Genomic DNA, 17,527 nt, shown 5'->3' on the forward strand with positions numbered 1-17,527 from the left:
CGTCCACGTCGTCCTGGGTCCAGCGGGCGATCGGCGAGACCTTCACCTTCCGCCGCTTCTCGTCCCAGCCCACCACCGGCGTGTTCGCCCGGGTCGGGGACTCGTCACGGCGCAGCCCCGTCGCCCACGCCTCGTACGCGGTCAGGCCCTCTTCCAGCGGCTTGACCTTGCGCAGCGCGCAGCACAGGTCCGGATCGCGGTCGTGGAGCTTCGGCCCGTACTCCGCGTCCTGTTCGGCGACCGACTGACGCGGGGTGAGGGTGATGACGTTCACGTCCATCACGGCCTCGACCGCGTCACGGGTGCCGATGGTCTCCTCGAAGTGGTAACCCGTGTCCAGGAACACCACGTCCACGCCGGGGAAGGCCCGGGAGGCGAGGTGGGCGACCACCGCGTCCTCCATCGAGGAGGTCACGCAGAACTTCTTGCCGAAGGTCTCGGCGGCCCAGGTGAGGATCTCCAGTGCGGAGGCGTCCTCCAGGTCCCGGCCCGCCCGCTCGGCCAGTTCCTTCAGTTCCGTGAGACGGGTGTCTTGAACAGTGGTCATATCTCGTCCCCTCCAGCGGTGTTGGACCGAACACCCCGGGCCAGCAGCCCGAGGTACTTCAGCTGGAAGGCTCGGTTGCAGGCCCTGCATTCCCAGGCGCCGTGGCCCGTCTCGTGGGGAAACAGGTCCTCGTCGCCGCAGTAGGGGCAGTAGAACGGTGCGGCGCGCTCGCTCATGAGAGGTCCTCGTCGGCGGCGCGGCCCACCCAGGCGGCGAAGCGCTCGCCGTCCTCGCGCTGCTCCTGGAAGCGCGTGACGACCCGCTCGACGTAGTCCGGCAGCCCGGCCGAGGTGACCTTGAGGCCGCGGACCTTGCGGCCGAAGCCGGCCTCCAGGCCGAGGGCGCCGCCCAGGTGGACCTGGTAGCCCTCCACCTGCGCGCCGTCCTCGTCCAGGACCAGCTGGCCCTTGAGACCGATGTCCGCCACCTGGATACGGGCGCAGGCGTTCGGGCAGCCGTTGATGTTGATGGTGAGCGGCTCGGCGAAGTCCGGCAGGCGGCGCTCCAGTTCGTCGATGAGCGAGGCGCCGCGCGCCTTGGTCTCGACGATGGCCAGCTTGCAGAACTCGATGCCGGTGCACGCCATGGTGCCGCGGCGGAACGGGGACGGCTTGACCCGCAGGTCCAGCGCCTCCAGCGCCTCGACGACCGAGTCCACCCGGTCCGCCTCGATGTCGAGCACGATCATCTTCTGCTCGGCGGTGGTGCGCAGGCGGCCGGAGCCGTGCTGCTCGGCGACGTCGGCGATCTTGGTGAGGGTGGCACCGTCCACGCGGCCGACGCGGGGGGCGAAGCCGACGTAGAACCTGCCGTCCTGCTGCTGGTGGACGCCGACGTGGTCGCGCCACTGGCCGCTGGGCTGCTCGGGCGCGGGGCCGTCGGTCAGCTTGCGCTTCAGGTACTCGTCCTCCAGGACCTGGCGGAACTTGGCCGGGCCCCAGTCGGCGACGAGGAACTTCAGGCGGGCGCGGGTGCGCAGGCGCCGGTAGCCGTAGTCGCGGAAGATCGAGATGACGCCCTCGTAGACGTCCGGGACCTCGTCGAGCGAGACCCAGGTGCCCAGGCGGACGCCCAGCTTGGGGTTGGTGGACAGGCCGCCGCCGACCCAGACGTCGAAGCCGGGGCCGTGCTCGGGGTGGTTCACGCCGACGAAGGCGATGTCGTTGATCTCGTGCGCCACGTCGAGCAGCGGCGAGCCGGAGACCGCGGACTTGAACTTGCGGGGCAGGTTGGAGAAGTCCGGGTTGCCGACGATGCGGCGGTAGATCTCCTCGATGGCTGGGGTGCCGTCGATGATCTCGTCCTGGGCGATGCCGGCGACGGGCGAGCCGAGGATGACGCGGGGCGTGTCACCGCAGGCCTCGGTGGTCGAGAGGCCGACGGCTTCCAGGCGGCGCCAGATCTCCGGGACGTCCTCGATCCGGATCCAGTGGTACTGCACGTTCTGGCGGTCCGTGAGGTCCGCGGTGCCGCGCGCGAACTCCTCGGAGATCTCGCCGATGACGCGGAGCTGCTCGGTGGTCAGCCGGCCGCCGTCGATGCGGACGCGCAGCATGAAGTACTTGTCGTCCAGCTCCTCCGGCTCCAGGATCGCGGTCTTGCCGCCGTCGATCCCGGGCTTGCGCTGGGTGTAGAGGCCCCACCAGCGCATGCGGCCGCGCAGGTCGTTGGGGTCGATCGAGTCGAAGCCCGTCTTGGAGTAGATCGTCTCAATGCGTGTCCGCACGTTGAGACCGTCGTCGTCCTTCTTGAACTGCTCGTTGCCGTTGAGGGGCGTGTGGTGTCCGACGGCCCACTGGCCCTCGCCGCGGTGACGGCCGGTCTTGCGGCGCGCTGCGGCTGCGGGGGCGGCTGCGGGCGTTTCGGGGGTGGCGGCCATGACGGGTACGTCCTTCTTCAACGGCTCAAGGCGGGGGCAGGGGGGAGCGGCGGCGCGCCCCTGTCACGCTGGAGTCTCTGAGCAGGTGTGGCTGATTACCGCCCTTTTGCCGGGTTTGCCGGCGAGCGTGGGCGGTGTTCGGCCTCAAGGGGCTTGCGGGTGATCGACGTGTCCGCGGCAGCGGGGACTACGGCGATGTGCGGCGGTGGCTGGTTCCGTCAGCGCGCCGGACAGATGGCGCTGGACATGCGGCCGAGGTCGACGTGCCGCCGACTCACCAAGGCAATTCCAGCTCCATTCATGGCGGAAGCGTGTCATGCGCCGATTGGAGGAGTCCACTAGTGTCCACGATCCGGACGAAGTCGTCCCGAATCCTGGGACCGCGTGATCGGCGTCACCCCGGAGGGGACTTTCGCGCAGGTGGGAGCGGGTGTTCCGGGGGGCGACCGGGCGGCCCCCACGAGGGGCGGAATCCGGCCTTCGGATCGTCTCCACGCTACCCCGGGGCGGCGCGGGGCGGGGTTCGGCCGGGGGCGGGGCCGGATGCGGCCGGAGCCCGGGTCCCCATGGCGGGGACCCGGGCTCCGGTGGGCGCGGCGTGAGGTGCGCGCCTGCGCGTGCCGCGTACGGGTGCGGTGCGTGCGGTGCGTCGGGTGTGGTGCGTGCGGTGCGCGGGTGCGGTGCGCGGACGGGACCTACGCGCCCGGCCAGGGGCCCGGGGTCGCGGTCTCCTGCTTCTCCTCGGTCTCGGTCCTGAACACCTTGAAGCCGCGGCGCTGGTAGTTGGCCATCGCCGTCGGGCCGTCCTGGCTGCAGGTGTGGACCCATACCCGCCGGGTCGGCTCCCGCTCCGGCCAGCGGTCCGCGAGGTCCCAGGCGCGGGCGACCCCGAGCGACAGCAGGTGTCCGCCGATGCGGCGGCCCCGGAAGTCCGGGAGCAGTCCGAAGTACATGATCTCCACCACCCCGTCGGGCTGCGGGTCGAGCTCCACGTACCCGGCCGGGGTGCCCCGGTCGTACGCCACCCAGGTCTCCACGCCGGGCCGGTCCAGCTGCTCCACCCACTGGGCGCGGGTCAGCGACAGCCGGTCCGTCCAGTGGATGTCCCCGCCCACCGAGGCGTACAGGAAGCGGCTGAACTCCGGCGAGGGGACCTCCGCGCGCTCCACGCGGATCTCGGGGCCGGGGACGGCCGCGGTGACCAGATCCTCGGGCGAGGTCATTTCGAGGGACCAGGTGGTGAGAGTGATGGTGCTCATGCGCCTCAGGGAATCACACCCCCCGGTCCCGGCCGGGGGGTCCCCCGGCCCCCACCGTGCTCCCGGCGGGACCGGATCACCGCCGGGGCGGTGGAGTGGGGGAGCAGCAGGCCGGGGTCCTCGGGGCGGATCAGCTCCACCTCCACGTCCTGCGCGAAGCGGTACGGCCGGTGGGTCAGCACCCCGGCGAGGTGGCGGCGGACCCGGGACAGCTCGGCGCGGACCGTGACCGTACGGGTCGGGTCCCCGAAGAGTTCCGCGGCGAGCTCGGCGGCGGTGCGCCCGCCCGGGGCCTGCGCCAGCAGGAACAGCAGCTCCGCGTGGCGCGGGGTGAGCTCCTGGGACCAGCTGCCCGCGGCCCCGTACACGGTCGCCGACCAGGCGCGCGGCCGGCTCAGGTCCAGTACGACCCGGCTCACCGCCGCCCCGGCCGCGCAGGGCTGCTCCAGCCGCAGCAGCCAGCCGCCGGGCAGCGGCTCCGCCACGCAGTCGCCGAGCTGCGGGATCCACAGCCGCCCGGGCCCCAGCCCCTTGGGCAGCGGGATCCGGTCGGCGGGGGCCAGCCCGCTCACGGCGGCCGTCCAGCCGTGCGGGTCCACGGCCACGGCCCGCCCGGCCAGCCGGGCCAGCAGCGGGGCGGCGACCGACCGCAGCCGCTCCAGGGACTCCAGGTGGCGCACCCGCAGCTCGTGCTCGGCGAGCCGGGCCACGGAGGTGACCCAGGCCAGGGTCGCCGGGTGCATGGTGGCGAGCGGCCCGCTGACGTCGACCACCCCCAGCAGCCGCCCGTCCCTGGGGTCGCGCACGGGTGCGCCCGCGCAGGTCCAGTCGTGGTGGCTGGAGACGAAGTGCTCGGCCGAGAACACCTGGACGGGCCGCCGGGCCACGAGCGCGGTGCCCACCCCGTTGGTGCCGACCACCGCCTCGTCCCAGTCGGCCCCCACCGCGAAACCCAGCCGGTCCGCCTTGCGCAGGATCGTGCTGTGTCCCTCCCGCCACAGCAGCCGCCCGTCGGCGTCGGCGACGACCATGATGTGCAGGGCCTCGTCGAGGGCGGGCAGCAGTCCCTCGCGCAGCACCGGGAGTATCTCCCGCAGCGGGGAGACCTGCCGGCGTTCCTCGGTTTCGGCGGCGGACAGCAGCCGCGAGCGGGCGTCCCGGTCGGGGTGCACCCCGCCGGCCAGCATGCGCCGCCAGGACTCGGCGATCTCCGGGCGGGGCGCGGCCGGAGGGCGGTCCCCGGCCAGCGCGGCGGCCCGCACGTCCTTGAGCAGACGCGCCGCCTCCCGCGCGTCCATGGCCGCGATGCGCGCCGCGTCGACCGTGCCGCCTGAGGTGTGGGCCACCGGATCCTCCCCGTGCTGAACAGGACGTACTGCGCAGGCGTGCCCGCGGTCCCGTCCCTGCCCGTTCCCCGGGCACGTGCGGCGGGCACCTTCCCCCACCGAAGGGTCGCAGGGTTGCAACGGTATGCAACCCTCGCCAAGCCCCGGTCACCCGACCGAAACTATCGGCACGCCGCCGAGCGGCGTGGCAGCTCCTTCCTCGGGGCTTCTCGGATCGCGGGGTGGTGCCGAGTCGGCGCGGCGCCACCCCCGGTCCCACCGTGGCGGGCCCGGATCCCGGCGCTGAGCGGTTCGGGCCGTGGTGGTTTGGGGACCACGGCGGCCCAGGGGGACCGCTTTCAGCCCGTGATCCGCGCCCGTGCCACCACCGATGCCAGGTCCAGGGTGTGCGGCAGCGTCCCGAAGGCCGCGCCCCGGTCCCCGCCGAGCCGGGAAGCGCAGAACGCGTCGGCCACCTCCGGCGGCGCCCACCGCACCAGCAGCGATCCCTGGAGCACCAGGGCCATCCGCTCCACCACCCGGCGGGCCCGCGCCTGGATCCCGTCGAGGTCGGCCAGGTCGGTCAGCAGGTTCCTGATCGCCGCGTCGAGCCGGTGGTCGGCGCCCCGGGCCAGCCCGACCTCCTGGAGGAAGGCGTTCAGGGCCTGCGGCTCCCGCTGGAGCGCGCGCAGCACGTCCAGGGCCTGGACGTTGCCCGACCCCTCCCAGATCGAGTTGACCGGGGACTCGCGCAGCAGGCGGGGCAGTACGGACTCCTCCACGTAGCCGTTGCCGCCCAGACACTCCAGGGCCTCGGCGACCATCGGCGTGCACCGCTTGGTGACCCAGTACTTGGCGGCCGGCACCGCGAGGCGCAGGAAGGCCCGCTCCCGGTCCGTACCGGCGTCGTACGCGGCCGCGAGGCGCAGGGTGAGGACGGTCGCCGCTTCCGACTCCAGGGCGAGGTCGGCGAGGACGTTGCGCATCAGCGGCTGGTCGATGAGCGATGCTCCGAAAGCAGAGCGGTGCTCCGTATGGTGGACGGCCTGCGTCAGGGCCTGCCGCATCAGCGAGGCCGAGCCGATCACGCAGTCCAGCCGGGTCGCCGCGACCATCTCGATGATGGTCCGCACCCCCCGGCCCTCCTCGCCCACGAGCCGCGCCCACGTCCCGTCGAACTCGATCTCGCCCGAGGCGTTCGACTTGTTGCCCAGCTTGTCCTTCAGCCGCTGGATCGCGAACGCGTTCCGCGTCCCGTCCGGCAGCACCCGCGGCACCAGGAAGCAGCTCAGCCCGCCCGGTGCCTGCGCCAGCACCAGGAAACCGTCGCTCATCGGCGCCGAACAGAACCACTTGTGCCCCGTCAGCAGGTACTCCCCGGAGGCGTCCAGCGGCACCGCCGCGGTGGTGTTCGCCCGGACGTCGCTCCCGCCCTGCTTCTCCGTCATCCCCATCCCGAAGAGCACCCCGCCCTTCTGTGCGGCGGGCCGCAACCCCTCCTCGTAGACGTGCGAGGTCAGCCGCGGCTCCCACTCCGCGGCCAGCTCCGGATCGGCCCGCAGCGCCGGCACCGCCGCGTGCGTCATCGACACCGGGCAGCCGTGCCCCGACTCGGCCTGCGACCACAGGAAGAACCCGGCCGCCCGCCGCAGGTGCCCGGCGGGCCGGCCCCAGGCGTCGGTGAGCCCGGAGCCCACCGCGTGCCCGAGGAGGCGGTGGTAGGCGGGGTGGAACTCCACCTCGTCGATCCGGTGCCCGTACCGGTCGTGCGTACGCAGCACCGGCGGATTTCCGTTCGCCTGCCGGCCCCATTCCTGGGCCTGCGCGGAACCCGCCGCCCGGCCGAGCGAGGTGAGCTCCTCGCGCACCTCGTCCCGGAGTTCGGCGTCCACGTCCGCGAGGTGGCGCTCGACGCCCTCGGTGAGGGCCCGGTCGCCCAGATAGGCCTCGTATCCGACGAGCGGCGGGGCCTGGTTGCTGACTGTGTGGGTGGTGGCTGCCATGCGGATACCGTAAGGACGTGCAGCCAGCAAAAGAAACAACCGAGCGGATCCCGGGACGGCTCCATCGGGCCCGCGCCCTCTATCGCAACGTCTCCAAGCGAAAGATGGCCTGGCTGCTGCTCAAAGACACCGTCAACTCGTGCATCGAGTACCGGATCCTGGGGCTCGCGGCCGAGGCGGCCTTCTTCACCCTGCTCTCCCTCCCCCCGCTCTTCCTGGGCCTCCTCGGCCTCCTCGGCTACGTCGACGGCTGGACGGACACCCAGTCCGTGCAGAGCATCGAGGAGAACATCCTGCGCGCGGTCGGCACCGTCCTGTCCGACCGGGGCGTCAACGACATCGCGAAACCCATGCTCGACGACGTCACCAGCCGCGGCCGGCCCGACCTGATCTCCCTCGGCTTCGCCTTCGCCCTGTGGTCCGGCTCGCGCGCCGTCAACGTCTTCATCGACACCATCACCGTCATGTACGGGCTCGACGGACAGCGGGGCATCGTCAAGACCCGGCTGCTCGCCTTCCTCCTCTACGTCGTCGCCCTGCTGATCGGCGCCATCGTGCTGCCGCTGATGGTCGTCGGGCCCGACGCGGTGGTCCGGCTGGTGCCCTGGAGCACGGAGGTGATCGCGGTCCTGTACTGGCCCACGGTCACCCTGCTCTCGATCGCCTTCCTGACCACCCTGTACCACGTGTCCGTGCCCGTGCGCTCGCCGTGGATCGAGGACGTGCCGGGCGCGCTCGTGGCCCTCGCGATGTGGGTCCTGGGCTCGTTCCTGCTGCGGATCTACCTCACCAACACCGTCGAGGGGCCCACCATCTACGGCTCCCTCGCCGCGCCCGTCGCGATCCTGCTGTGGATCGGCATCTCGGCCTTCGCCGTGCTGGTCGGTGCGGCCGTCAACGCCGCCATCGACCGGGTCTGGCCCTCGGTGGCCACCGCCGCGGCGCGCGAGGCCAACGAACGCGTCCGCGAGGCCGAGGCCGCCCAGCTGGTGGCGCGGGCCGCCGCCTGGCGGGCCCTGGCCGAAGGGGAGTCCGAGGACGACGAGGACGCCGGGATGCCGTCGGAGTTCCCGGAGCGCTGGTCGAGGTTCCTGCCGCCCGAGGACTACGGCTCGCGGCTGCGCAAGCACTGACGCGCGCCGGGACCGGACGTCGCCGGGCCGGGCGGCGCCGGGGCCGGACGTCGCCGGGCCGGGCGGCGCCGGGACCGGACGGCCCGGCATAGCCTGGTGGCGTGTACGAGGAAGCGCCGTCGGCCGCCGTCGCCGGAGCCGTGGTCTGGCGGGCCCGGGGGCCCGGCGGGGTCGTCCTGCCCGACGGGTGCATGGACCTGCTGTGGGTCGGGGGCCGACTGCTGGTGGCCGGGCCCGACACCGGGCCGCACCCCGCCGGGGAGGTCCCCGGCCGGACCTTCGCCGGGCTGCGGCTCGCCCCCGGCACCGCGCCCGCGCTGCTCGGCGTACCCGCGCACCGGCTGCGCGACCGGCGGGTGGAACTGGCCGACCTGTGGCCCGCCGCCGAGGTGCGCCGGCTCACCGAACGGATCGCCGCCCACGAGGACCCGTGCGCGGGCCTCGAAGCACTGGCGCTGGCCCGCGCCCGCGCCGTGGGCCCGCCCGATCCGCTCCCCGCGCTGGTGACGGCCCGGCTGCGGTCGGGCCGGCCGGTGGCCGGCATCGCCGACGACGTCGGCCTCGGCGAACGCCAGCTGCGCCGGCGCTGCCTCGACGCCTTCGGCTACGGGCCCCGCACGCTGGGGCGGGTGCTGCGCCTCCAGCGGGCCCTGGCCCTGAGCCGGCGCGGGCTGCCCCAGGCCGAGGTGGCCCACTCCGCCGGGTACGCCGACCAGGCGCACCTGGCCCGCGAGGTGCGGGCGCTGGCCGGGACCACCCTCGGGGCCTACCGGGCGGCGTCGGAGGGGGCGAACAGCGAGACCCCGCAGCCGTCGGGGTCGAGGACGACCGCGTAGCGCTGGCCCCAGAAGGCGTCCCAGGGCTTCAGGTGCCCCGGATGACCGGCCTCCGTCAGCTCGGCGTACAGCGCGTCCACCTCTGCGGGGGAATCGCACAGGAATGCCAGTTCCCGGCGGACGCCCCCGGTGGGCGGGGTCCAGGAGGGGTCGAAGGAGCGCACGACGTCCTCCGTGTCCCAGGCGATCCGCAGGCCCCCGGGCAGGGCGGCCTCGACGTGCGGCTGGGAGTCGGCGTCGGCGGGCACGTCCAGGCCGAGCCGGCGGTAGAAGGCGAGCGAGGCGGCCATGTCGGAGACGACCAGGCCGATCATGTCGAGTCGTGGAGTCATGGCGGCAGGCTAGGCAGGCCCACGGGCCCGCGTCTTGAAGGAAACGGACATCTTCCCGGAGGGGCCGGGCGGTCCTCGGGGGCGCCGACTAGTCCTCGGGGGCGCCGACTACGCCCTTCTCCACCCGTGGGTGGAGAAGGGCGTCTCCACCCCGGATCCACCCGCGTTCCACCCCGGAGCCGATCACGGCGGGCCCCCGCGTTCCTAGCGTGGACGGCATGGACATCGCACGCGTTCTGCTCATCGCCCTCGTCGTGGTCTTCGTGGTGGCCCGCCGGTTCGGCGGCCGGCCCCTGAAGGACCGCGCCCGTCTGTGGGTGCTGCCCGCCGTCCTGGTGTTCGCCGGCGTCAGCGGCGGCGGACTCGTCGCCCCCGCCCACCCGCTCCTCAGCCTGGTGCTGCTCACCGCCGAGACCGGCGTGGCCTTCGGGCTCGGCCTCCTGATGGGCCGGGCCATGACCGTGTGGCGGGAGCCCGACGGGCAGCTCTGGGCCAAGGGCAACAAAGTGGTCCTCGCCCTGTTCGCGACATCCCTCGCCACCCGGGCCGCGCTCGCCCTGCTCGGCTACGCCGTGGGGATCACCCCGCACACCGGGGCGCTGCTGCTGACCCTGGCCGGCTGGGTCCTCGCCCAGGGACTGGCCCTGGCCGCCCGTTCCCACCGGATCCCCGCAGCGGCGTGAGGCCGTTCGGGCAGAGCCGCTCCGGCCCGGTCCGGGCCGGAGCCGCAGGGGACCGCCTAGAGTGGGCGGACATGTCACACCGGCTGCCCGTACTCACGAACACGCAGGTCAGGGTGGCCGTCCTGGTGGCGGTCCTGGCCTGGTTCCTGCACGGCCTGCTCTTCCCGCCGCCCGGCACCGCCGCCGTCGCCTGCGGACTCGCCGGGCTCGTCCTGATCCTCCTGGGCGCCACGATCGCGGACGGCACCCCGGCCGGCGCCTGGGCGCTGGGCGCGGGCCTCGCCGCCGCCTGCGCGACCGGCCTGCTGGCGCCCGCCACGCCCTGGGTCGTCCTCGTCTTCGTCTCCTGCGGCCTGGCCGCCGGCCGCCTCGGCGGTGCCGTCGGCGCGCTGCTGCTCGGCATCGGCCTGGCCGCCGTCCTCGCCGTCACCCTCCTGCGCGGCCGGGACACCTCCGAACTGTGGAACCTCGTCGGCCTCTGCGGGATGTACGCCTTCGTCCGCGCGGCCCGCTCCCGCAAGGCCGCCGCGGAATCCGAGCGCCAGCGCGCGCTCCTCGCCGAGCGCGCCCACGTGGCCCGCGAGGTACACGACATCCTCGCCCACTCCCTCTCCGCCCAGCTCATCCACCTGGAGAGCGCCCGCCTGACCCTGGCCGCCGGACGCTACGAGGACGCCGCCGCGCTCGTCGACCGGGCCCGGGCGCTGGCCAAGGGCGGCCTGGAGGAGACCCGCCGGGCCGTCGCCGCGCTGCGGGGCGACGTACCGCCGCCCGGGGAGGCGCTGGCCGCCTTCGCCGAGGAGTACCGCCTCGCGACGGGCTCGGCGTGCGCCCTCACCGTCACCGCGGGCCCGCGCCCGCTGTCCGCCGAGGCGGCCCTCGCCGTGATCCGCACCGCGCAGGAGGCCCTGACCAACGCGGGCAGACACGCCCCCGGGGCCGACGTGGACATCACCCTCGCCTATCCCGGCGACCGCTACGAGCTCTGCGTCACCGACTCCGGGAGCACCGGGCCCGCCCCCGTGCCCGGACTCGGCTCCTCCGGGGGCGGATTCGGACTGGTGGGCATGGCGGAGCGGGCGGAACTCATCGGCGCCACCCTCGACGCCGGGCCGTACGGCACCGGCTTCCGCGTCCGACTGGAAGGACCCCTGTCACCGTGACGGCCGACAGCACCCCGACCCGCGTCCTGGTGGTGGACGACCAGACCGTCGTACGCGAGGGCCTGGTGCTCCTGCTCGGCCTGCTGCCCGGCATCGAGGTCCTCGCCTCCGCCGCGGACGGCGCCGAGGCCGTCCGCCTCGTCGCCGAACACGCCCCCGACGTGGTGCTGATGGACCTGCGCATGCCCCGGGTCGACGGGGTCGAGGCCACCCGGCTGATCACCGAACGGCACCCCGGCACCGCCGTCGTCGTCCTCACCACCTACAGCGACGACGCGTCCATCATGGACGCCCTCAAGGCCGGGGCCCGCGGCTACCTCACCAAGGACGCCGACGCCGAGGAGATCGCCCGCGCGGTGGCCGCCGTCCGCGGGGGCGGCACCGGTCTCGGCCGGGCCGCGCAGGAACGCCTCGTCGCCGCCGCCGTGTCCGGCCCGTCGCAGCGCTCCCGCCCCACCGGCCTCCCCGACGGCCTGACCGCCCGCGAGGGGGAGGTGCTCACCCTGATCGCCGAGGGGCACTCGAACTCCGAGATCGCCCGCCGGCTGACGATCTCGGAGTCCACCGTCAAGACCCACATCAACAACCTCTTCGCCAAGACGGGCGTCCGGGACCGCGCCCAGGCCGTCCGCTACGCCTACCGGCACGGGCTGGCCTGAAAACCACGTCCGCGGTCGGCCGAAACAAATCGGTGGCTGTGCCGTACGGGGTGCCCTATGGTTTCGCACGTCAGGGAGTGCGACAACGTGCCGCTCCCGCACGGGGAATCAGGAGGTGAGGACATTGATGACTGTCACGGAGACGGGCACGGCCCGCATTCAGGAGTTCATCATCGTTGCCACCTCCGTGGCCTCCGGCTGACCCCACACCTCTCCGCGCGCCCACGGGCGCGCGCTGCCGGGGCCACCCTGTGAAGGGTTCCCCTTGTCTCTCTCTTCTCTTTCCTCCCTCCCGCACGCCCTCACCGCCTTCGGCTGGGACGACGCGTGGGACGCGGAGTTCGCTCCGTACGCCGACCAGGGCCTGCTGCCCGGCCGTGTCGTCCGGGTGGACCGCGGGCAGTGCGACGTCATGACCGCGGACGGCGTCGTCCGCGCCGACACGGCCTTCGTCACCCCGCACGACCCGATGCGCGTCATCTGCACCGGTGACTGGGCCGCCGTCGAGGCGACCGGGAACCCGCGCTACGTCAAGGCGTACCTGCCGCGCCGGACCGCCTTCGTACGGTCCACCTCCTCGCAGCGCTCGGAGGGGCAGATCCTCGCCGCGAACGTCGACTACGCGATCATCGCCGTATCGCTCGCCGGAGAGCTCGACCTCGGCCGCATCGAGCGGTTCCTCGCGCTGGCGTGGGAGTCGGGGGCGCAGCCGCTGGTCGTCCTCACCAAGGCCGACCTCGTCCCGGACCCGACCGCCCTCGGCTACCTGGTCCAGGACGTGGAGACCACCGCTCCCGGCGTCCCGGTGCTCACCGTCTCCTCCCACACCGGGGAGGGCACGGACGTGCTCGCGGCCGTCGCCGCCGGCGGCACGAGCGTGCTGCTCGGGGTCTCCGGGGCCGGCAAGTCCACGCTGGCGAACGCCCTGCTCGGCGCGGACGTCATGGACGTGCAGCAGACCCGCGAGGTCGACGGCAAGGGCCGCCACACGACCACCACGCGCAACCTCCTCGCCCTGCCGGGCGGGGGAGTCCTGATCGACACCCCCGGGCTGCGGGGCGTCGGGCTGTTCGACGCGGAGGCGGGGGTCGGGCAGGTCTTCTCGGAGATCGAGGAGTGCGCCGCCCGGTGCCGCTTCCACGACTGTGCCCACGAGGCGGAGCCGGGCTGCGCGGTGCTGGCGGCCGTGGAGGCCGGCGAACTGCCCGAACGCCGGCTGGAGAGCTACCGCAAGCTGATGCGGGAGAACCAGCGGATCGTCGCGAAGACGGACGCACGGCTGCGGGCGGAGCTCCGCCGGGACTGGCGCATGAAGTCGGCGGTGGGCCGCGCGAACTACTCCGCGAAGCGGAACGGCCGGATCTGACGGGCCCCTCCGGGGGACCCCCGGCCCGGGGGTCCCCCGGGGTCGGGGTGGCCGGGGCCGGGCGGGGCGGGTGGCCGACCCGGCCCGGCGGCGTCCGGGCACCGACCACAGGGTGCACGGGTGACCACGTACCTTCCCGCCTGCTCCTGCTGCGGTGACGCGCTCCCCGACGAGCGCCGCATCGACTTCGGCCACCACCTCCGGTGGCCGCCGGCGGGGTGACGGAGGTCTGGGACGGGACGAGGTCCTCAGCCGCTTCCCGTACCAGCTCCCCGTCGACGTGCGCGCCGACGTCGGCGGCCACTGGTCGGTGCTGCGCACCGCCGGACTCGCCGCGTCCTGCGCCGACGGCGCCGACCGGTTCGACGGCCCCCACCGCACGGTGGCCGTCCACCTGATGCCGGACGACGTACCGGGCCGCGCCCCGGCGGACTTCCTCACCGCCCTGCTGTCGGGCGCCCCCGACACGCGGCCCGCCCAGCGGGTGCGCGAGCAGCTGCCCGGCGGCGGCCTGCGGTACGCGTTCTGGACGACCCCGCAGGACAACGGCCGGCCCCGCCACGATTTCTACGGGTTCACCCTGCACCCCTCCGGCAGTACCGCCGGCATCTACTGCACCCACGAGTACCCCGCCGACCTGGCCTGGGCCCAGGAGATCTGGCGCTCCCTCAACCGCACGGCCGCCACTGCCTAAGCCCCCGCCAGGACCGCCCCCAGCCACGCCGCCGCGACGCACAGGCAGGCGACGAGTTCCACCAGCACGCTCGTGCCGACGGCCCGCATCACCGCCCGGACCGATGACCAGGCCTCCCCGTGCGTGCCCAGGCGGCGGCGTTCGCAGAGGTAGATGCCGCCCACGAAGCCGGGGACCGACCCCACCACCGGGATCAGGACGAAGCCCAGGAGCGCGCCCGCGCCCGCGTAGACCGCCGTGCGGCGGCTCGCCGCGGTGCCGCGCAGGCGGCGCGGCGGGAGGAGCCACTTGACCACCTGCACCACCAGCAGCAGGGCGGTCGCCGCGACCAGCAGGGTCCACGCGGGGGCCGACCGTTCGTGCAGCGCCCACCACAGCACCCCCGCCCAGACCAGCCAGGTCCCCGGGACACCCGGGACCATCACCCCGAGCACCCCGAGCAGCAGCACCAGCCCCACCAGGAGCAGCTGAGGCAGATCCATCTGCCCAGCCTGACCGACCGGGGGCTATCGGGCCACCCAGCCCCGCTCGTACGCCTGCCAGCCGAGCTGGAGCCGCGTCGTGACCCCGGAGAGCTCCATCAGTCCCTTCACCCGGCGTTGCACCGTCCGCAGCCCCAGGTCCAGGTGCTTGGCCACGCTGGCGTCCGTCATCCCCGCCAGGAGCAGCGAGAGGATCTCCAGGTCGGTGGTGTCCGGGCCGCCGTCGCCCTCCTCCGCGTAGCCCGTGGTGCCCAGGCGCAGCGGGCGGGATTCCCGCCAGACCGCCTCGAACAGGCCCCGCAGCGACTCCAGGAGGCCGGAGGCGTGCACCACCAGGGCCGCCGGTTCCGCCCCCCGCGCGGTCAGCGGCACCATCGCCAGGGTGCCGTCGGCGATCACCAGCTTCGTCGGGACCTCGGTCGTCACCCGGATGTGCTCCCCGCGGGCCAGGGCGGTCCCGGCCTCGCGGATCCCGGTCGGCAGGGTGAGCACCTCCCGCTCGATGACCACCCGGTACGCGACGCCCCGGGCCGCCGCCCGTTCCTCGGCCTCGTTCTCCATGCCCGTCACCACCTGGGGCCGGCCGCTGACCAGCGCGCAGACCTCCGACACGGCGCCGAGCTGGATCTGGTGGAAGCGGTGGGCCACGGCGCTGGCCCCCGTCACCACCTCCACGAGGTCGTGCACCGCCGGTTCGGCCGCCTCCGCCCGGTACTCCTGCGCCAGCAGCGCCGCGGCCAGCTCCGCCCGTTCCAGTTCGTGCCGCTGCTGGGTGAGCAGGGCCCCGAGCGCGACGCCGGGCGGGGCGGCGACCCAGCGGCCCGGCCGGGCCGACGACTGCGCGGCGAGGCCGTGCCGTTCCAGGTGCCGCAGCGCCCGTTCGGTCTGCGGCACCGGCAGCGTCAGCCGGTGCGCGAGGTCCGGGACCTCCGCCGCCCCCAGTGCCACCAGTGCGCGGTACGCCGTCTCCTGGCCCTCGTCCAGGCCTATAGCACCCAGCAACCCGTCCACCCCCATCGTCAGTGCCGTTCCTGGCGGGAAGCGGCCACGGCGCAAACCCGCCGCGGACATCATCTCCGCACCTCCCGCCCCTCTGCCAGGGTGACGCCACCGCAGCACCAACAACCTCCGGCCGGAAGGCACTTGTAGGGCCGTCATGCCCTGCAATCACGCCATTGGCCGGAATTAGTCTTGGGAGAGCGATGCGCCCGATATCGCGCACGGCACTCGGGGCGGCCACAGCGGCCGTCCTCGCCGTCACCGCCGTCGGCCCGTCCGCGGCACGACCGGTCGACGCGGTGCCCGGCGGGAGACCACTCGTCGGCAGTGCCGCGGCCGGCGAACGCCCGACCGCGCCCGTCACCGTCACCCTCGTCACCGGCGACCGGATCCTGGTGTCCACCGACGCCGCCGGCCGCACCGCCGCCACCGCGATGCCCCGCGCGAACGGCACCCAGCCCGTCGTCCAGACCCGCCAGACCGGCCGGGACCTCTACGTCTACCCCGAGGGCGCCACCGGGGCGCTCGCCGCCGGCACGGTCGACCCGCAGCTCTTCAACGTCACCGGCCTCATCCGCCAGGGCTACAACGACGCCCACGCCGCGAAGCTCCCCCTGATCGCGGTCTACGACGGTTCCGTGAACGTGGCCCGCAGCGCCCCGCCCGCCCCGTGCGGCGCCGACCGTTCCCTGGTCCTCGGCTCCATCGGCGCCGTCGCCCTCGCGGCCGACAAGGAGCACGCCGCCGAGTTCTGGGCCGACGTGTCGGCGGGCAGCCGTTCGCGCGCCGCGGGCGGGCTGAAGAAGCTGTGGCTCGACGGCAAGGTACGGGGCAGCCTGGAGCGTTCCACCAAGCAGGTGAACGCCCCCGCCGCCTGGGCGGCCGGCTTCGACGGCGCCGGCACCAGGGTCGCCGTCCTCGACACCGGCACCGACCTGGAGCCGTGATCGGTTTCGCCCCGGCCATGTGGGGGGACGGCACGCACTCCGCGCAGCCGGGTTCCTTCGGCGACATCGGCGGCCTCCGGCTCACACGGGACGGTGAGGTCATCGGGGAGAGCGGATACCCGTTCGGGGTGTTCGAGGTCCCGGCCGGGGAGGGCCGCTACGAGCTGGTCCAGAACATCGAGAAGATCGGTCCGCCCACCCGCACCTGGCAGCGGTCCACCGCCGTGCGGACCGCCTGGGGCTTCACCTCGAAGCTCGACCCCTCGGCGTACTCGCAGGGCCTGCCCGTCCTCTTCCCGCGGTACGACGCCCCGATGGACGGCCTGAAGACGGTCGCCGCGGCCGACGGACAGCACATCGGGCTCAGCGCCTCCGGGCACGCCGGGTAGTGCCGGGGGCCCTGACGGCGGTGAAGCTGTCGTACGCGTACGACGGCGAGAACTGGACGCAGGCCCAGGTGCGCCACGAAGGCGGCCGGTGGACCGCCGTCGTGAACCACGCGGGGGCCTCCGGGAAGCCGGTTTCGCTGAAGGTCGAACTGACCGACGCGAAGGGCGCCACGGTCACCCAGACGGTCGAGCGGGCGTACCGGATCCGCTAGTCCGTACGGGTCGTACGGGAGGGGTCCACGGGGCGGCGGCCCGGTGGACCCTTTTCGTGAGTTCGGGGGTTTTCGGGGCCCGGGGAGGCCGACAATGTGGGCATGAGTCAGCAGGGCGCGGAGGACTGGTGGCAGAAGCTCTACGACGACCCGGACGCGGGGCCCGAACCTGACCCGGGGGACACCCTGGACCAGCGCTTCCGCTCCGCGGCGACCCTGATGACCGGCCCGGCCCCGGAGGTCCCCGCCGCGCGGCGGGCCCCGGACGGCCGCCCCGAGCCGTCGCGACACCCCGTGCCGCCGGGCCCCGTGCCGCCCACACGACCGTCCCCTGAGGGACCGCCGCCCCGACGTGCCGGTGACGACCCGCGGCCGGATCCGGCGGTGCCGACCGCCCCGGTGGTGCCGCCGGACCCGGCCGTGCCGCCGACGCCGGCGGTGCCCCCTGCTCCGGAGGGGCCGCCCGCCCGTGAGGTGCCGCCCGTGCGGCGTGCGCCGCAGCCGCCGCCCGCGGGGCCCGGTGTTTCCGCCGGGTCGCCCGAGGCACCCCGGTCGGAGCGGGCCGGCGGGTTCACCCCGGGTGACCCGCCGCCGGCGCCGCCCGGCGTGTCCCCGGCTC

Annotated in this window: 19 protein-coding genes and 2 pseudogenes; 11 read left to right on the forward strand and 10 right to left on the reverse strand. The window is 74.2% G+C overall.

The window, feature by feature from the left end; genetic code table 11:
- The 7 genes from AB4039_RS37780 to AB4039_RS37810 form a co-directional block, all read right to left on the reverse strand.
- Nucleotides 1-547 (reverse strand): phosphoadenylyl-sulfate reductase (locus AB4039_RS37780; protein WP_442272884.1); only part of this gene is annotated, 547 nt, incomplete at its 3' end.
- Complete coding sequence (locus AB4039_RS37785) at nucleotides 544-723, reverse strand: hypothetical protein (RefSeq protein WP_266843340.1); 180 nt, start codon at nucleotides 721-723, stop codon at nucleotides 544-546. The genes AB4039_RS37780 and AB4039_RS37785, both read right to left, overlap by 4 nt.
- Entirely contained in the window at nucleotides 720-2,426 is a 1,707-nt protein-coding gene (locus AB4039_RS37790; RefSeq protein ID WP_266843341.1) for a nitrite/sulfite reductase, read from the reverse strand. The genes AB4039_RS37785 and AB4039_RS37790 overlap by 4 nt, the downstream gene beginning before the upstream one ends.
- A gap of 218 nt (nucleotides 2,427-2,644) precedes the next feature.
- On the reverse strand, nucleotides 2,645-2,728 hold the full coding sequence (locus AB4039_RS37795) for a putative leader peptide (protein ID WP_312847410.1): 84 nt from the start codon (nucleotides 2,726-2,728) through the stop codon (nucleotides 2,645-2,647).
- Nucleotides 2,729-3,121: 393 nt separating this feature from the next.
- A complete protein-coding gene (locus AB4039_RS37800; protein WP_266843342.1) occupies nucleotides 3,122-3,685 on the reverse strand; it encodes a GNAT family N-acetyltransferase in 564 nt (187 codons plus the stop codon).
- A gap of 5 nt (nucleotides 3,686-3,690) precedes the next feature.
- Nucleotides 3,691-4,983 (reverse strand): GAF domain-containing protein, encoded by a 1,293-nt coding sequence (locus tag AB4039_RS37805; RefSeq protein ID WP_266844117.1) that lies wholly within the window; start codon nucleotides 4,981-4,983, stop codon nucleotides 3,691-3,693.
- Between the two features lie 386 nt (nucleotides 4,984-5,369).
- Nucleotides 5,370-7,013 (reverse strand): acyl-CoA dehydrogenase family protein, encoded by a 1,644-nt coding sequence (locus AB4039_RS37810; protein ID WP_266843343.1) that lies wholly within the window; start codon nucleotides 7,011-7,013, stop codon nucleotides 5,370-5,372.
- A gap of 17 nt (nucleotides 7,014-7,030) precedes the next feature.
- Here AB4039_RS37810 and AB4039_RS37815 point away from each other — a divergent pair, with 17 nt between their 5' ends.
- Together AB4039_RS37815 and AB4039_RS37820 are read left to right on the forward strand one after the other, a co-directional pair.
- Nucleotides 7,031-8,146 carry a YihY/virulence factor BrkB family protein gene (locus tag AB4039_RS37815; RefSeq protein WP_266843345.1) on the forward strand — a complete coding sequence of 372 codons (1,116 nt, stop codon included), beginning with the start codon at nucleotides 7,031-7,033 and terminating at the stop codon, nucleotides 8,144-8,146.
- A gap of 101 nt (nucleotides 8,147-8,247) precedes the next feature.
- The gene (locus AB4039_RS37820) at nucleotides 8,248-8,982 is read left to right on the forward strand and encodes a helix-turn-helix transcriptional regulator (RefSeq protein ID WP_266843346.1); all 735 of its coding nucleotides are present in this window, start codon (nucleotides 8,248-8,250) and stop codon (nucleotides 8,980-8,982) included.
- Here AB4039_RS37820 and AB4039_RS37825 read toward each other — a convergent pair.
- Nucleotides 8,913-9,314, reverse strand: a complete 402-nt coding sequence (locus tag AB4039_RS37825) for a VOC family protein (protein ID WP_266843348.1) — start codon at nucleotides 9,312-9,314, stop codon at nucleotides 8,913-8,915. The two genes, AB4039_RS37820 and AB4039_RS37825, sit on opposite strands and share 70 nt — an antisense overlap.
- A 218-nt stretch (nucleotides 9,315-9,532) precedes the next feature.
- Here AB4039_RS37825 and AB4039_RS37830 point away from each other — a divergent pair, with 218 nt between their 5' ends.
- The 5 genes from AB4039_RS37830 (at nucleotide 9,533) to AB4039_RS37850 (ending at nucleotide 13,879) form a co-directional block, all read left to right on the forward strand.
- The gene (locus tag AB4039_RS37830) at nucleotides 9,533-9,997 is read left to right on the forward strand and encodes a hypothetical protein (protein ID WP_442272885.1); all 465 of its coding nucleotides are present in this window, start codon (nucleotides 9,533-9,535) and stop codon (nucleotides 9,995-9,997) included.
- Nucleotides 9,998-10,068: 71 nt separating this feature from the next.
- Complete coding sequence (locus tag AB4039_RS37835; protein WP_442272886.1) at nucleotides 10,069-11,160, forward strand: sensor histidine kinase; 1,092 nt, start codon at nucleotides 10,069-10,071, stop codon at nucleotides 11,158-11,160.
- The gene (locus AB4039_RS37840) at nucleotides 11,157-11,819 is read left to right on the forward strand and encodes a response regulator transcription factor (RefSeq protein ID WP_266843354.1); all 663 of its coding nucleotides are present in this window, start codon (nucleotides 11,157-11,159) and stop codon (nucleotides 11,817-11,819) included. The genes AB4039_RS37835 and AB4039_RS37840 overlap by 4 nt, the downstream gene beginning before the upstream one ends.
- A gap of 265 nt (nucleotides 11,820-12,084) precedes the next feature.
- A complete protein-coding gene (gene rsgA, locus AB4039_RS37845; RefSeq protein ID WP_266843355.1) occupies nucleotides 12,085-13,185 on the forward strand; it encodes a ribosome small subunit-dependent GTPase A in 1,101 nt (366 codons plus the stop codon).
- A 154-nt stretch (nucleotides 13,186-13,339) separates the two neighbouring features.
- The gene (locus AB4039_RS37850; RefSeq protein WP_442272887.1) at nucleotides 13,340-13,879 is read left to right on the forward strand and encodes a hypothetical protein; all 540 of its coding nucleotides are present in this window, start codon (nucleotides 13,340-13,342) and stop codon (nucleotides 13,877-13,879) included.
- Here the strand turns inward: AB4039_RS37850 and AB4039_RS37855 are convergent.
- Both AB4039_RS37855 and AB4039_RS37860 read right to left on the reverse strand, forming a co-directional pair.
- A complete protein-coding gene (locus tag AB4039_RS37855; RefSeq protein ID WP_266843357.1) occupies nucleotides 13,876-14,361 on the reverse strand; it encodes a DUF456 domain-containing protein in 486 nt (161 codons plus the stop codon). The genes AB4039_RS37850 and AB4039_RS37855 overlap by 4 nt on opposite strands.
- A 24-nt stretch (nucleotides 14,362-14,385) precedes the next feature.
- Nucleotides 14,386-15,363 (reverse strand): helix-turn-helix domain-containing protein, encoded by a 978-nt coding sequence (locus AB4039_RS37860; protein ID WP_266844118.1) that lies wholly within the window; start codon nucleotides 15,361-15,363, stop codon nucleotides 14,386-14,388.
- A 200-nt stretch (nucleotides 15,364-15,563) separates the two neighbouring features.
- Here AB4039_RS37860 and AB4039_RS37865 point away from each other — a divergent pair.
- From AB4039_RS37865 to AB4039_RS37880, 4 genes and pseudogenes are all read left to right on the forward strand, one after another.
- Nucleotides 15,564-16,301, forward strand: a pseudogene (locus AB4039_RS37865) (peptidase); the annotation flags it as partial.
- 2 nt (nucleotides 16,302-16,303) lie between these two features.
- Nucleotides 16,304-16,696 (forward strand): hypothetical protein, encoded by a 393-nt coding sequence (locus tag AB4039_RS37870; RefSeq protein WP_266843358.1) that lies wholly within the window; start codon nucleotides 16,304-16,306, stop codon nucleotides 16,694-16,696.
- A gap of 20 nt (nucleotides 16,697-16,716) precedes the next feature.
- Entirely contained in the window at nucleotides 16,717-16,908 is a 192-nt protein-coding gene (locus AB4039_RS37875) for a hypothetical protein (protein ID WP_266843359.1), read from the forward strand.
- Between the two features lie 102 nt (nucleotides 16,909-17,010).
- A pseudogene (locus tag AB4039_RS37880) lies at nucleotides 17,011-17,527 on the forward strand (hypothetical protein); the annotation flags it as partial.

This window comes from Streptomyces sp. M-16, assembly GCF_052114405.1.
In the GTDB taxonomy this organism is placed as follows: Bacteria; Actinomycetota; Actinomycetes; order Streptomycetales; family Streptomycetaceae; genus Streptomyces.